This is a genomic window from Microbacterium sp. TW_SC_2 (assembly GCF_055361165.1).
The window spans coordinates 1,064,852-1,079,039 of record NZ_CM143952.1 but is presented as its reverse complement, the minus strand read 5'-3'; the positions used below and the strand labels follow the sequence as shown (position 1 = coordinate 1,079,039).

Below are 14,188 nucleotides of genomic sequence, written 5' to 3'. Positions count from 1 at the left end.
AAAGCGAGGCGAACACAGGCCTGTGAGGCGGTGACGAAGAATCGTCACCGCCTCACAGGTGAAGTGCCGTCAGACTTTACTCGCCGGCCTTCGTGATCTCGTAGTACAGCGGAACCGAGTTCCAGCCGAACGTCACGTTGTCGACGCTCTCGCCGAAGCCACCGGTCACGTTCGAGTACCACAGCGGGATCGCGGGAAGGTCCTGGAACAGGACTTCCTGCGCCTTGGTGAAGTCCTCGATCTGCGCGTCGGGGTCGGGGTTGCTGATGCCGGCCTTGATGAGCTCGTCGAACTCGGGGTTCGAGTAGTCACCGTCGTTGGATCCGGCGCCGGTCGCGTAGAGCGGTCCGAGGAAGTTGTACAGACCGGGGTAGTCGGCCTGCCAGCCCGAACGCGCCGCCGTGGTGATGGTGCGGTCGTTGACCTTGGTGCGCAGGTCCTGGAAGGTCGGGTACGGGTCGCCCGATGCCTCGATGCCGAGGGTGTTCTTGATCTGGTTCGACACCGCGTCGACCCAGGCGTCATGTCCACCGTCGGAGTTGTAGGCGATCTTGAACTCGCCGTCCCACGGGGCGATGGCGTCGGCCTCGGCCCAGAGTTCCTTGGCCTTCTCGGGGTTGAACTCGAGGACCTCGCTGCCGGGCACGTCTTCCGACCAGCCGGCGATGACCGGCGAGGTGAAGTCGGCGGCCGGGGTGCGGGTACCCGAGAAGATCGTCTCGGTGATCTCTTCACGGTTGATCGCCATCGAGAGCGCCTGACGACGCAGCTGGCCCTCTTCGCCGCTGAAGTGCGGGAGGAACTGGCCGATGGTGAAGGACTGGAACACCGCAGACGGCTGGTTGACGGCGCGGTCACCGAACTCCTCGGCGAACACCGGGAGCGAACCGGTGGGGATCGCGTCGATCACGTCGACGTCGCCGCCCTGCAGGTCGGCGTAGGCCGCTTCCTGCGTGGCGTAGAACTTGATCGTCAGACCGCCGTTGGCAGCCTTGCGTCCGCCCTCGTAGTCGTCGTTGCGAACGAGGTCGATCTGCACGTCGTGCTGCCACGCGTCTTCGCCGTCGATCATGTAGGGACCGTTGCCGATCGGGTTCTCACCGAACGCCGCCATGTCCTCGAAGGCCACGTCGGGGAGCGGGTAGAACGCCGAGTAGCCGAGGCGCAGCGCGAAGTCGGAGGCCGGCTTGTTGAGCGCGATCGTGAACGTGTAGTCGTCGACCTGCTCCAGACCCGTGAGCTCGGAGTCCTCGTCGTAGCTGAAGCCCTCGATGTCCTCGAAGAAGTAGCTGGAGAGGTGGGCGTTGGACGCCTTGGCACCCTCGTTCCACGCCTTGATGAAGTTGTCAGCGGTGACCTCTTCACCGTCGGTGAAGGTCATGCCCTCCTTGAGCTTCACGGTGAGGTTCTGCGGGTCCTCGGTCGTGATCTCCTCGGCCATGTCGTTGACCGGCTTGCCGTCGGCGTCGTAGTAGATCAGACCGGCGAAGATCTCGTCGAGGATCTTTCCGCCGCCCACCTCGTTGGTGTTGGTGGGGATCAGCGGGTTCTCGGGCTCCGAGCCGTTCGTGGTGATGATGGCTTCCGGGTCGCCGGCTGCGCCGGATCCGCCGTCGCCGTCGTTGCCACTACCACCGCTCGCGCAGCCCGCGAGCGCCAGGGCGCCGATCGCGAACAGCGCGGTGCCCGCAAGGGCGATCTTGTTGCGCTTCACTTTGTGTCCTCCTGTGGACGGGTATTCATCAGACTGCGCGCTCATCGTCGAACGCGTAGGGATAGTTGACTGTAACCCGGGGTTCGACCGACTCCGCACTCGGCTAATGAACCGTTACTGAGTGGTGATCATCCGTAATATCGCGGAAACATGGGCCCGCGCGCGGAGAAGAGAGACGGCGCCGCGTCCGAGTGGACGCGGCGCCGTCGCTCGGCACAGCACACCTCAGGCGAAGGCCTCCACGGGCGGGCACGCGCAGACGAGGTTGCGGTCGCCGTACGCCTGGTCGATGCGGCGCACGGGCGGCCAGTACTTTCCGGCGACGAGAGCGCGCACCGGATACGCGGCTTCCTCCCGCGTGTACGCATGGTTCCACTCCCCCGCGATCAGCGAGAGCGCGGTGTGCGGGGCGTGCACGAGCGGGTTGTCGTCGGCGGGCCAGCGGCCCGCGGCCACGGCATCCGCCTCGGCCTTGATCATGATCATGGCCTCGATGAAGCGGTCGATCTCGCCCAGGTCCTCCGACTCGGTTGGCTCGACCATGAGCGTGCCTGCGACCGGGAACGACATCGTCGGCGCGTGGAAGCCGTAGTCGATGAGCCGCTTCGCGACGTCGTCGACCGTGATCCCGGTGGCCTCCTTGAGCGGACGCAGATCGAGGATGCATTCGTGCGCGACGCGTCCGTTCTCTCCCGCGTAGAGCACCGGGTAGTGGTCGGCCAGGCGCGCGGCGATGTAGTTGGCGGACAGCACGGCGGCCGCGGTGGCGCGGCGGAGTCCGTCGGCGCCCATCATGCGCACGTACGCCCACGAGATCGGCAGGATGCCGGCGGATCCGTAGGGCGCGGCGGAGACCGCTCCCCCCTCGAACACGAAGCCACCGGCATGCTCCGCGCGCTGCGCGAGCGGGTGCGCGGGCAGGAACGGTGCCAGATGAGCCTTCGCCGCGACCGGACCGACACCAGGACCGCCGCCGCCGTGCGGGATGGCGAAGGTCTTGTGCAGGTTCAGGTGCGACACGTCGCCGCCGAGGTCGCCGAAGCGCGCGTAGCCGAGCAGCGCGTTCAGGTTCGCGCCGTCGACGTAGACCTGTCCACCGGCCTCGTGCACCGCGGAGGTGATCTCCACGACATCCTGCTCGTACACGCCGTGCGTGGACGGGTACGTGATCATCAGCGCCGAGAGCCGGTCGGCGTGCGCGGCGATCTTGGCCCGCAGATCGTCGAGATCGACGTTGCCGAATTCGTCGCACGCGACGACGGTGACCTTCATGCCGGCGAGCACCGCGGAAGCGGCGTTCGTGCCGTGCGCGGACGACGGGATCAGGCACACCGTGCGCTCGGCATCGCCGTTCGCGAGGTGATAGCCACGGATCGCGAGGAGTCCGGCGAGCTCGCCCTGGGATCCGGCGTTGGGCTGCAGGGAGACCGCGTCGTATCCGGTGACCTCGGCGAGCCAGGTCTCCAACTGATCGATCAGGTCGAGGTATCCCGCGACGTCGGACGCCGGCGCGAACGGATGGATGCCCGCGAACTCCGGCCAGGTGATCGCCGCCATCTCGGTCGCCGCGTTGAGCTTCATGGTGCACGACCCCAGGGGGATCATGCCGCGGTCGAGCGCGTAGTCGCGATCGGCGAGGCTCTTGAGGTACCGCATCATGGCGGTCTCGCTGCGGTGCGCGTGGAAGACGGGGTGGGTGAGGTACTCGTCCTGACGCAGCAGCGCCTCGGGAAGCGCACCGTGCGAACCGCTGCCCAACCAGCCGAACGCCCGCTGCTCCTGGCCTCCGAAGACGAGGGCGACCTGGTGCAGGTCGCTGAACGTCGTGGTCTCGTCGACCGCGATGCCGATCGTGTCGGCATCCGCGACGTGCAGCAGGATGCCGTGGTCGTCGTGTGCGCGCGCGGCGTACTCCGCCGCGCGTCCGGGCACGCGCACCTGCACGGTGTCGAAGAACGCGTCATGGACGACCTCGGCACCGGCCTCGACGAGCCAGTCCCGGAGCCGGAGGGTCTTGTCCGCCACCTGGCGGGCGATCTCGCGCAGACCGTCCGGACCGTGATAGACCGCGTACATCGACGCCATCACGGCGAGCAGCACCTGTGCGGTGCAGATGTTCGAGGTGGCCTTCTCCCGGCGGATGTGCTGCTCGCGCGTCTGCAGCGAGAGGCGGTAGGCGGGAGCGCCGTCGGCATCCACCGAGACGCCGACCAGCCGGCCGGGAAGCTGACGTTCGAGGCCCGAGCGCACGGCCATGTAGCCGGCGTGCGGTCCGCCGAAGCCCATCGGCACGCCGAAGCGCTGCGTCGTGCCGACCGCGACATCGGCGCCGAGCGACCCCGGTGAGGAGATGAGCGTCAACGCGAGCAGATCGGCGGCGACCACCGCGAGGCCGCCGGCGAGATGTGCGGCATCGATCACGGCCGACGGGTTCCACACGTTGCCGGACGCGCCGGGATACTGCACGAACACGCCGAACAGCTCGGCGGGGAGCGCTTCGCCGCCCGCGATGTCGACCGCCACGAGCTCGATCCCGACGGCATCCGCCCGGGTGGCGAGCAGCGCCTTGGTCTGCGGGAGGGCGTCGGTGTCGACCGCGAACACGTTCGACGTCGACTTCGAGGCGCGGCGGGCGAGCAGCATCCCCTCGACGACCGCGGTCGACTCGTCGAGCATCGAGGCGTTCGCGGTCGAGAGCCCCGTGAGCTCGGACACCATGGTCTGGAAGTTGATGAGCGCTTCCAGGCGTCCCTGCGAGATCTCCGGCTGGTACGGCGTGTAGGCCGTGTACCAGGAGGGGTTCTCGAGCACGTTGCGCTGGATCACCTGCGGGGTGATCGTGCCGTAGTACCCGAGGCCGATCATCGGCCGGTTCACCGCGTTGCGCGAGGCGAGAGCGCGGAGCTCCGCGAGCGCCTCGGTCTCGCTGGCGGCACCGGGGATCACGGAGTCTCCCGCATCGGTGAAGATCGAGGACGGCACGGCCTGGCGCATCAGCGCGTCGACCGGGCTCCAGTCCTCGATCGGGGAGGTGACCCCGAGGGCGTCCAGCATCTGACGCTGGGCGGCATCCGTGGGTCCGATGTGACGATCGGCGAAAGAGACCACAGGCGGATCAGCCCTCCGTGAGTGCGACGTACGCGTCGCGGTCGAGCAGTCCGTCAAGCGCGCCGTCGGCGACCGAGACCTTGATCAGCCATCCGCCGGCGAACGGCTCGGCGTTCACGAGCGAGGGGTCGTCCACGACGGCGTCGTTGATCTCCACGACGGTTCCGGTGACGGGGGCGTACAGCTCACCCACCGACTTGGTCGACTCGATCTCGCCGACCACGGCGCCCGCCGAGATCTCGGTGCCCACGGCGGGGAGCTCGACGAACACGACGTCGCCGAGCTTGTCGGCCGCGTAGTCGGTGATCCCGATCGTGAGGGTGTCGCCGTCGGCGGCGATCCACTCGTGCTCGTCGGTGTAGCTGAGTGCGTTCAGGTCGGTCATTTCGTCCTCCGGTAGAAAGGCAGAGCGGTCACGGTCGCGGGGATCTTCGTCCCCCGCACATCCAGGAATACGGTGCGTCCCTCTTCCGCGGCGGAAGGGGTCACATAGGCCATCGCGATCGGATGCCCGAGGGTCGGGCTGAGAGCGCCGCTGGTGATCTCGCCGAGGACAGTGCCGTCATCGTCGACGACGGCGTATCCCGCGCGGCCGGCACGCCGGCCCTCGGCGACGAGGCCCACCAGCACCGGGGCATCGGCGTCGGCGGAGCCGAGGGCGTCCTTGCCGACGAAGCTCTCCTTGTCCGACACCACCACGCGGCCGAGACCGGCCTGCGCCGGCGTGGTGTCGCGCGTCAACTCGTGGCCGTACAACGGCATGCCCGCCTCCAGGCGGAGCGTGTCCCTGGCTGCGAGACCGGCGGGGACGAGACCGCGTGGGGCTCCCGCGGAGGTCAGCGCGTCCCAGAGGGCGGCAGCGTCGGCGGCACGCACCAGGAGTTCGAAGCCGTCTTCGCCGGTGTAGCCCGTGCGGGCGATCAGCAGCGGCTCTCCGAGGAAGCGCGCATCGGCCCAGGCGTAGTACCTCTGGGCGGACCAGGGCGTGCTGAGATCGGTGATGCCCTCGGTCGCCGCGACGATGGCCTCCGCCGCGGGCCCCTGCACGGCGAGCAGCGCGTAGGCGTCGGAGACGTCTTCGACATCGACACCCCGATCGCCGATGAATCCCGCGAAGCTGCGCTCCTCGTCGGCCCCGCGGGCCGGGAGCTCGCGCTCGAGGAGCGAGGGGAACGACCGCACGCGGGAGGCGAACGCCGCGTCGACGTATCCCCGGTTGCCGGCGTTGGCGATCACCAGATAGCGGTCATCGGCGAGGCGGTAGACGATGACGTCGTCGACGATGCCGCCGGACTCGGCGAGCAGCAGCGAGTACTTCGCCTTGCCGACGGGCATCGCGGAGAGCCGGCCCGCGAGGGCGTAGTCGAGGAACTCGGCAGCGCTCTCCCCCGTGACGAGGAACTCCGCCATGTGCGAGATGTCGAACAGACCGGCCGTCGTGCGGACCGCGTGGTGCTCGGCGAGGTCGGAGGTGTAGCGCACGGGCATCTGCCAGCCGCCGAAGTCGGTGAACGCGGCGCCGAGCGATTCATGGCGCTCGCGCAGCGGGGTGAAGCGGGGGTCGGACATGGAGTTCTCCCGTGCTCGGTCGGGTGGAGCAGCGATACGGCTGCTCCTCGGAACTCCCCCTCTGTCATGGGCCTGAGAGTTTCACCCATGCGCGGAGGCGGGGCTTTCACCGTCGGCGGATCCCACCGGAGCGGGATCGCTTTTCAGAGTGGCCGGAACCGCGCGGTACGCATACCTGAGAGATTGGCGGGGAGGCTTGCTCCTTCGGTGCCCGGCTGCGTTCGCCGGGGCTCTCCCGCGGGGGTCATTCGGCCTGTCTTCAGTTGTGCGCCCAGTCTAGCGGGATGCCCGCTCGATCCGTCACGGAGGTGCACTAAGGGTCTCGATGACACTAAGATCGTGTCAGGAGGTTAAAGTCGCCATGACACGAAGTGAAGAGATCCGCGTCGCCGTATCGACGGTGATCCTGACGCTGCGCGCCACGACCGACAGCGGACCACGGCTGTCACTGCCTCTCGTGCGGCGGACACGCGAGCCCTTCGCGGACCGCTGGGCTCTGCCCGGCGGATGGCTGACCTCGGCCGAATCGCCCGTCGACGCCGCCGCGCGCACGCTCGCGGAGACGACCGGCCTCGCCCCGAGCTACCTGGAGCAGCTCTACGCCTTCGGCGCCGTCGACCGCTCCCCCACGCGGGTCGTGTCGGTGGTGTACTGGGCGCTGCTGCGGCAGGACGACGTGCGAGCGCAGAGCGCCGCGCATCAGGCGTCCGGTCGCGCCCCGGAGAACGTGCAGTGGTTCGACGTCGACGACCTCCCGCCGCTCGCCTTCGATCACACCAAGATCGTCGAGTACGCCCTCTGGCGGCTGCGCAACAAGGTCGGCTACAGCCGTGTCGCCCACGGCTTCCTGCCGTCGGAGTTCACACTGGCCGAGCTCAGGGAGGCCTACGAGGCGATCCTCGGACGGCAGCTCGATCCGGCGAACTTCCGCCGGCAGGTCGAGTCCACCGGAAACCTCCTCCCCACCGACCGCTTCCGCACCGGAAGCCACCGACCCGCCCGCCTCTACCGTTACAACACCGACGTCGAGCTGGCCGACCGCGGCCCCCTCGGTTCCGAAGAAACGAGCACCCGATGAGCATCACCGTCGTACCGATCCCCGCCGTCCCGCCCGTGGACGCCTCCGTGGACCACGCGATCCAGGACATCGTCGCCGGGGTCTCCACCGACGCGACCTGCACGACCGATCTCGCCGCGGGACCGTGGGACTTCGACACGCGCCCCGGGTACGGCCCCGGCTCGTCGATGGGCGATGTCATCCCCACCGGCGCGCCGCGTCAGGGAGAGCTGCCGGCCGCCTACCGCGATGCCTCCGAGGACGAGCTCGACGCCCGCATCCGGGCCGCCAAGGCCACCCTCGGCGACCGCGCGGTGATCCTCGGACACTTCTACCAGCGCGAGGAGGTCGTGCGGCACGCCGACTACGTCGGCGACTCCTTCCAGCTGGCGACCGCGGCGAAGGGCCGACCGGATGCCGAGGCGATCGTGTTCTGCGGCGTGCACTTCATGGCCGAGACCGCCGACCTGCTCTCGGGGCCCGACCAGGCCGTGATCCTGCCGAACCTCGCCGCCGGCTGCTCGATGGCGGACATGGCCGACATCGATCAGGTGGAGGACTGCTGGGAGCAGCTCGCCGAGGTGCTCGGCGACATGGACGCCGTCGATGACGAAGGGCGCGTGCCGGTCATCCCGGTGACGTACATGAACTCCTCCGCCGCGATCAAGGGCTTCGTCGGCCGGCACGGCGGGATCGTCTGCACGTCCTCGAACGCGCAGACCGTGCTCGAGTGGGCCTTCGCCCGCGGTCGACGCGTGCTCTTCTTCCCCGACCAGCACCTGGGCCGCAACACCGCGAAGGCGATGGGCGTCCCGCTCGCGCAGATGCCGATGTGGAACCCGCGACGCGCCCTGGGCGGCTCCTCGCCCGAGCATCTGCGCGACTCCCGCGTCATCCTCTGGCACGGCTTCTGCTCCGTGCACCGCCGTTTCACGGTGGATCAGATCTCGGCGGCCCGCGCGGCGCACCCCGGCGTGCGCGTCATCGTGCACCCCGAGTGCCCGATGGAGGTGGTCGACGCGGCGGACGAGGCCGGTTCGACCGACTACATCCGCCGTGCGATCGACGGGGCCACGACGCCGACCACGTTCGCCATCGGCACCGAGATCAACCTGGTCCGCCGCCTTGCCGCACAGTACCCGCAGCACGAGATCTTCTGCCTCGATCCCGTCGTCTGCCCCTGCTCGACCATGTACCGGATCCACCCGGGCTACCTCGCCTGGGTGCTGGAGGAGCTCGTGGCCGGACGGACGCCGAACCGGATCACCGTCGCCTCCGACGTCGCCGACCCTGCGCGCGTGGCGCTGGAGCGGATGCTCGCGGCCAGACTTCCCGCCTCGGTGGGTGCCTGATGCAGGTCATCGTCGTCGGTGCGGGCATCGCCGGGCTCACCGCCGCGCTGCACGCCACGGAGGCGGGGCATATCGTCACGGTGGTGACCAAGGGGGCGCTCGGCGACGGCAGCACCCGCTATGCGCAGGGCGGCGTCGCCGGGGTCTACGGCCCGGGTGACTCCGCCGGGCAGCACGCCGAGGACACGCTCACCGCCGGAGCCGGACTGTCGGATCCCGCCGCGGTGAACGTGCTCGTGACGGACGGGCCGGCACGGGTCGCCGAGTTGATCGCCCGCGGCGTCGCCTTCGACCGCGACGCCGACGGCGCGCTGATGCTCGGCCGCGAGGCCGCCCACCGTCACGCGCGCATCGTGCACGCGGGGGGCGATGCCACCGGAGCCGCGATCTCGCACGCGCTGGCCACCGCCGTGCGCGCCTCGGGCGCCGCGATCGTGGAGCACGCGTTCCTGATCGACCTCATGACAGCGGACGGCGCGGTCTGCGGCATCCGCGTGCTCGTCGGCGACACCGCGACGGGTCTCGCCGCCGACGCGGTGATCCTCGCGACCGGTGGTGCCGGAAATCTCTACGCGCACACGACGAATCCCCCCGACGTGACAGGCGACGGGATCGCCGCCGCCCTGCGCGCGGGAGCCGCCGTGGAAGACCTGGAGTTCGTGCAGTTCCACCCGACGATCCTCGCCGTGGGTGCTCCCGCCTTCCTCGTCTCCGAGGCCGTCCGCGGAGAGGGCGCGACCCTGATCGACGACGCCGGCCGCCGCTTCGTCTTCGATGCGCACCCCGATGGCGAGCTGGCGCCGCGCGACGTGGTGTCGCGGGCGATCGCCCTCCGTGCCGCGGCTCAGGGGTCGCCGGTCCGCCTCGATGCCACGATGCTCGGCGCGACGACCCTGGCCCGGCGATTCCCGACCATCGATCGGGTGACACGGGAGCGCGGGCTGGACTGGTCTCGGGAGCCCGTGCCGGTCACCCCGGCAGCGCACTATCTGATGGGCGGCATCGTGACCGATCTCGACGGGCGCACCACACTGCGCGGGCTGCTCGCCGTCGGGGAGGCGGCGCGCACCGGCGTGCACGGTGCGAATCGCCTCGCCTCGAACTCCCTCCTCGAGGGCGCGGTGTTCGGCGCCCGTGCCGCCGCCGCCGCCCTCGGAGTCCCCTCGTCGGCCGCTCCCCCGCTCCGCGACCGCGCCGACACCGGGCATGCCTCCGCGGGTCCGGCATCTCCCGACCAGAGCGCGCGCAGCGCGACCCCTGATATCGACTTCACGCGCGCCGCGCTGCAACGCCTGATGTGGGACGACGTCGGGCTGCTGCGCACGGAGAACGGGCTTCTCGACGCGATCGAGACCCTCCGCACCTGGCGGATGGCAGCCCCCGCACCGCAGTCGGTGGCGGAGCACGAGGACGCGAATCTGCTCCTGCTCGCCGAAGCGACCGCCGTGGCCGCCCTCGCACGGGAGGAATCCGTCGGGGCCCATTTCCGCACCTCCGCCCCCGTGAACACCCCGCTCCTGGAGACCGTCTGATGCTCACCGCCGCCACCCTGACCCGCGTCGTCGGTGCCGCCCTCGAGGAAGACGCCCCGTGGGGCGACCTCACCAGCGACACCCTGATCCCGATCGAGGCGGCCGCGACCGCCGACCTCGTCGCCCGGGAGGCCGGTGTCTTCAGCGGGGGCGCGGTCTTCACCGCGGCGTTCTCCCTCACCGATCCCGGCATCATCGTCGATCTCCATGTCGGTGACGGCGATGCCTTCGCGCCCGGCGACGTGCTGGCGTCGGTGTCGGGTCCCGCCCGCGGCGTGCTGACGGCGGAGCGTGTCGCGCTCAACTTCACGCAGCGCATGAGCGGGATCGCGACACTCACCGCGGCCTATGTGCGTGCGGTCGCCGGCACCTCCGCCCGTATCGCCGACACGCGCAAGACGACTCCGGGACTGCGGGCGTTCGAGCGCCACGCCGTCCTCTCCGGCGGCGGCAACAACCACCGCTTCTCCCTCTCGGACGCCGTGATGGCGAAGGACAACCACCTCGCGGTGCTGACGCGCTCGGGGCTCGATGTCGCCTCGGCGCTGCGCGCGGCCCGTGCGCGCCTGCCGCACACCGCACATGTGGTCGTCGAGGTCGATCGGCTCGACCAGATCTCCGCCGTCCTCGCGGGTGGCGCGCACACGGTGCTCCTCGACAACTTCTCCCTCGACGAGCTGCGGGCGGGCGTCGCGCTGATCGGCGGGCGCGCCACGGTCGAAGCCTCGGGCGGGGTCAGCCTCGACACGGTGCACGACATCGCCGCCACGGGAGTCGATGTCATCTCCGTCGGCGCGCTCACCCATTCCGCGCGCGCGCTCGACCTCGGGCTGGACGTCCGGATCCTCTGATGCTCTACCTCGACCACGCGGCGACGTCTCCCGTGCGCGCGGAGGTGCGGGACGCCATGCTCCCGTATCTCACGGGGACGGTCGGCAACCCGTCGAGCCACCACACGGTCGGGGAGGCTGCGGCGAGCGCGCTCGCGGATGCCCGGGCGGAGATCGCGCGGATCCTGGGCATGCGGGCGAATGACGTCGTCCTCACCTCCGGCGGCACCGAGGCCAACAACCTCGCCGTCAAGGGGATCGCGCTCGCGGGCGGGGAGAACGGACGCCGTCATGTGGTGATCTCGCCGATCGAGCACGAGTCGATCCTCGAGTCGGCCGCGTACCTGCGCCGATTCCACGGGATCGCGGTGACCGAGGTGGCGGTCGACGGCCAGGGGCGCATCACCCCCGAGGCCCTGGGAGACGCGATCAGGCCCGACACCGCGGTCGTCTCGCTCGGGCATGCGAACAACGAGATCGGCACGGTGCAGGATGTCGCCGGACTCGTCGCCGTCTGCCGTGCGGCCGGCGTTCCCCTCCACCTGGATGCGGTCCAGTCGGCGGGATGGCTCGACCTGCGCGGCCTCGGGGCGGACGCGCTGTCGATCGCGGGACACAAACTCGGCACGCCTCAGGGAATCGGTGCGCTCGCGGTGCGCGGTCGTGTTCCCCTCGAGCCGCTGCTGCACGGGGGCGGGCAGGAGCGCGGACGCCGCTCCGGCACCGAGAACGTGGCGGGGGCGATCGGTCTCGCGACCGCGCTGCGCCTCGCCGAGGCGGAACGGGAGAGCGTCGCCGCGCGCGTCGGTGCCGCCACGGCACGATTCATCTCGGCGGTCCTGTCCTCCGTGTCGCGCGCGGGGCTGACCGGCGACCCGCACCACCGTCTGCCCGCGACGGCCAGCTTCACCTTCGCCGGGACGAGTGGCGAAGCCGTGCTCCTGGAGCTCGAGCGACGCGGGGTCGTCTCTTCGAGCGGCTCCGCGTGCGCCGCGGGAAGCGACGAGCCCTCGCATGTGCTGCTGGCCTGCGGCATCCCCGCGGAGGTCGCTCAGACCTCGGTGCGGTTCACGTTCGGCCGCGAGAGCCTGCCCGAGGATGCGCCGGAGCGCCTCGCAGCACTCGTGGCCGATGCCGTGCGCGCCGTGTCGGCCTGACTGCTCGGAGGGCCTCCCGGGCAGCAGGAACCCGGGCACCGCCAGGCGCCCGGGGAGATCGCCGGCCGCCCTAGACTCGGCGAGTGACTGCATCCGCTCCGATCGTGACGATGATCGTGCCGGGGCGCGACATCGCCCCCTTCGCTCCGGCCGCGCTGGCCTCCCTGCTCGCGCAGACCGAGCCCCGGTGGCGGGCCATCCTGGTCGACGACGGATCGACCGATGAGACAGGGCGCCTGTTCGCGGAGGCCGCCGCGGCAGACCCGCGCTTCCGCGTGATCCGTCACGAGGCCTCGCGCGGACTCGGAGCCGCCCGGAACGTGGCGATCGACCTGGTCGACACCCCCTATCTCGGCTTCCTCGACGGCGACGACGAGCTCACCCCGACCGCGCTCGCCCGGCTCACCGGCACACTCGCCCGGACCGGGAGCGACTTCGTCGCCGGCGCCTACGTGCGCTCGCGCCCCGAGGGCGACACCTACGTCCCTGGTCGCGTGCAGCCGTGGGTCGCCGCGGCCACCGATCCGGAGCGCCTCGGCGTGACGCTCGCCGACCACCCGCAGGCCTCGGGCAACATCGTCTCGTGGTCCAAGGTCAGCCGTGTCGAGCTCTGGCGGGACCTGCGGTTCCCCGAGGGAGTGGCGTACGAGGATCAGATCGTCGCCCAGTTGATGTACACCCGGGCGCGCGCCTTCGATGTCATCCCCGACGTCGTGGTGCAGTGGCGTGTGCGTGCCGACGGCACCTCGATCACGCAGAGCAGGGCACAGCTGTCGGTGCTGCGCGACTACATCGGGGCGCTGCGCGGCGGCATCCACGTGCTGCACGACGCCGGAGCCCACGATGCCGTCGCCGCGCGCCTCTCGCTGATCCTCGCGATGGACATCCCCCCGCTGCGCGAGATCGCCCGGTCGCACAGCGACCCCTCGTACGCGATCGAGGTCGAGGCCTTCATCGACGAGCTTCGCGGGCTTCCCGAGTACTCCGGCGCCCGCCCCGACCCGGCGCTCACCGCCGCGCTCGCGTGGTGACGCCGACCACGGCGACAGGAGACCCATGAACGACTATCTCGCGAGCCTCTTCTCCCTCGAGGGCCGGACGGCCGTCGTGACCGGCGGGAGCTCCGGCATCGGCCGCGGCATCGCGACCGCGCTCGCCCGGTCCGGCGCATCGACGGTCATCGTCGCCCGCGGCGCGGCCCGCATCGCCGAGACCGTGCAGGAGCTGAGCGACCTCGGATGCCGGGCGGCCGGGGTGCAGGGAGATCTGAGCACCCGCGCCGGGATCCACGCCGTCGCCGAGGCCGCCACCCGCCCGTTCGGCCCGCCGGACATCCTGGTGAACTCGGCCGGGATCAACATCCGCCCGCCCTACCCGGAGATCACCGAGGAGGACTGGGACGCCACGATGACCGTCAACGCCCTCGCACCGTTCCTGCTCGGCCAGCGCTACGCCGTGGGGATGGCGGAGCGCGGCTTCGGGCGGCTGATCCACATCAGCTCACAGCAGGCGCATCGCGCCTTCGTCGGGAGCGGCATCTACGGAGCGTCCAAGGGGGCGGTCGAGTCCCTGATGCGCTCGGAGGCCGAGGCCTGGGGCGGCACCGGGGTGACCAGCAACACGCTCGTCCCCGGTTTCGTGCTCACGCCGCTGAACGCGCGGCTGCAGGAAGACCCCGCGAAGGTCGCCGCCCTCGCCGCGCGCACCATGATCGGGCGTAACGGCCTCCCCGGCGACTTCGCGGCGGCCGCCGTGTTCCTCGCCGGGATCGGTTCCGGCTACGTCACCGGCCAGTCGCTGTTCGTCGACGGCGGCCTGTCGGTGCACTGAGCGGCGCGCCACCGCGAGGCGGAGCATGTCCCGCCTGCC

At 70.5% G+C, this 14,188-nt stretch carries 11 protein-coding genes and 2 riboswitches; of the genes, 7 read left to right on the top strand and 4 right to left on the bottom strand.

The features are described 5' to 3' along the window. Window positions 1-76: 76 nt before the first annotated feature. From ACWA14_RS05035 to ACWA14_RS05020, 4 genes are all read right to left on the bottom strand, one after another. Window positions 77-1,714, bottom strand: a complete 1,638-nt coding sequence (locus tag ACWA14_RS05035; protein WP_463796389.1) for a peptide ABC transporter substrate-binding protein — start codon at window positions 1,712-1,714, stop codon at window positions 77-79. Between the two features lie 225 nt (window positions 1,715-1,939). Further along, entirely contained in the window at window positions 1,940-4,768 is a 2,829-nt protein-coding gene (gene gcvP, locus ACWA14_RS05030) for an aminomethyl-transferring glycine dehydrogenase (protein WP_463797366.1), read from the bottom strand. A gap of 61 nt (window positions 4,769-4,829) precedes the next feature. Further along, on the bottom strand, window positions 4,830-5,207 hold the full coding sequence (gene gcvH, locus ACWA14_RS05025; protein WP_463796388.1) for a glycine cleavage system protein GcvH: 378 nt from the start codon (window positions 5,205-5,207) through the stop codon (window positions 4,830-4,832). After that, window positions 5,204-6,391, bottom strand: coding sequence for a glycine cleavage system aminomethyltransferase GcvT (locus ACWA14_RS05020; protein ID WP_463796387.1), 1,188 nt, complete (start codon window positions 6,389-6,391; stop codon window positions 5,204-5,206). The genes gcvH and ACWA14_RS05020 overlap by 4 nt, the downstream gene beginning before the upstream one ends. A 54-nt stretch (window positions 6,392-6,445) precedes the next feature. Continuing rightward, a riboswitch (glycine riboswitch) is annotated at window positions 6,446-6,543 on the bottom strand. Between the two features lies 1 nt (window position 6,544). Continuing rightward, window positions 6,545-6,639, bottom strand: a riboswitch (glycine riboswitch). Window positions 6,640-6,752: 113 nt separating this feature from the next. On the opposite strand from ACWA14_RS05020, the gene ACWA14_RS05015 reads away from it, so the two are divergent. The 7 genes from ACWA14_RS05015 to ACWA14_RS04985 all read left to right on the top strand — a co-directional run bounded on the left by ACWA14_RS05015 (window position 6,753) and on the right by ACWA14_RS04985 (window position 14,149). Next, window positions 6,753-7,469 carry an NUDIX hydrolase gene (locus tag ACWA14_RS05015; protein WP_463796386.1) on the top strand — a complete coding sequence of 239 codons (717 nt, stop codon included), beginning with the start codon at window positions 6,753-6,755 and terminating at the stop codon, window positions 7,467-7,469. Then, a complete protein-coding gene (nadA, locus tag ACWA14_RS05010) occupies window positions 7,466-8,800 on the top strand; it encodes a quinolinate synthase NadA (RefSeq protein WP_463796385.1) in 1,335 nt (444 codons plus the stop codon). The genes ACWA14_RS05015 and nadA overlap by 4 nt, the downstream gene beginning before the upstream one ends. Then, window positions 8,800-10,332 (top strand): L-aspartate oxidase, encoded by a 1,533-nt coding sequence (nadB, locus tag ACWA14_RS05005; RefSeq protein ID WP_463796384.1) that lies wholly within the window; start codon window positions 8,800-8,802, stop codon window positions 10,330-10,332. The genes nadA and nadB overlap by 1 nt, the downstream gene beginning before the upstream one ends. After that, window positions 10,332-11,183 (top strand): carboxylating nicotinate-nucleotide diphosphorylase, encoded by an 852-nt coding sequence (gene nadC, locus ACWA14_RS05000; RefSeq protein WP_463796383.1) that lies wholly within the window; start codon window positions 10,332-10,334, stop codon window positions 11,181-11,183. The genes nadB and nadC overlap by 1 nt, the downstream gene beginning before the upstream one ends. Beyond that, a complete protein-coding gene (locus ACWA14_RS04995; protein WP_463796382.1) occupies window positions 11,183-12,319 on the top strand; it encodes a cysteine desulfurase family protein in 1,137 nt (378 codons plus the stop codon). Before nadC ends, ACWA14_RS04995 begins: the two co-directional genes overlap by 1 nt. Before the next feature lie 83 nt (window positions 12,320-12,402). Continuing rightward, the gene (locus ACWA14_RS04990) at window positions 12,403-13,350 is read left to right on the top strand and encodes a glycosyltransferase family 2 protein (RefSeq protein ID WP_463796381.1); all 948 of its coding nucleotides are present in this window, start codon (window positions 12,403-12,405) and stop codon (window positions 13,348-13,350) included. Window positions 13,351-13,375: 25 nt separating this feature from the next. Then, window positions 13,376-14,149 (top strand): SDR family NAD(P)-dependent oxidoreductase, encoded by a 774-nt coding sequence (locus tag ACWA14_RS04985; RefSeq protein ID WP_463796380.1) that lies wholly within the window; start codon window positions 13,376-13,378, stop codon window positions 14,147-14,149. The last annotated feature ends 39 nt before the right edge of the window (window positions 14,150-14,188 follow it).

Bases quoted from the DNA above. Each gene is read 5' to 3' on its own strand.
- gcvP (WP_463797366.1), bottom strand. From the start codon at position 4,768: ATGCTGGACGCCCTCGGGGTCACCTCCCCGATCGAGGACTGGAGCCCG.
- nadC (WP_463796383.1), top strand. From the start codon at position 10,332: ATGCTCACCGCCGCCACCCTGACCCGCGTCGTCGGTGCCGCCCTCGAG.
- ACWA14_RS05015 (WP_463796386.1), top strand. From the start codon at position 6,753: ATGACACGAAGTGAAGAGATCCGCGTCGCCGTATCGACGGTGATCCTG.
- gcvH (WP_463796388.1), bottom strand. From the start codon at position 5,207: ATGACCGACCTGAACGCACTCAGCTACACCGACGAGCACGAGTGGATC.
- nadB (WP_463796384.1), top strand. From the start codon at position 8,800: ATGCAGGTCATCGTCGTCGGTGCGGGCATCGCCGGGCTCACCGCCGCG.
- ACWA14_RS05020 (WP_463796387.1), bottom strand. From the start codon at position 6,391: ATGTCCGACCCCCGCTTCACCCCGCTGCGCGAGCGCCATGAATCGCTC.
- ACWA14_RS04985 (WP_463796380.1), top strand. From the start codon at position 13,376: ATGAACGACTATCTCGCGAGCCTCTTCTCCCTCGAGGGCCGGACGGCC.
- nadA (WP_463796385.1), top strand. From the start codon at position 7,466: ATGAGCATCACCGTCGTACCGATCCCCGCCGTCCCGCCCGTGGACGCC.
- ACWA14_RS04995 (WP_463796382.1), top strand. From the start codon at position 11,183: ATGCTCTACCTCGACCACGCGGCGACGTCTCCCGTGCGCGCGGAGGTG.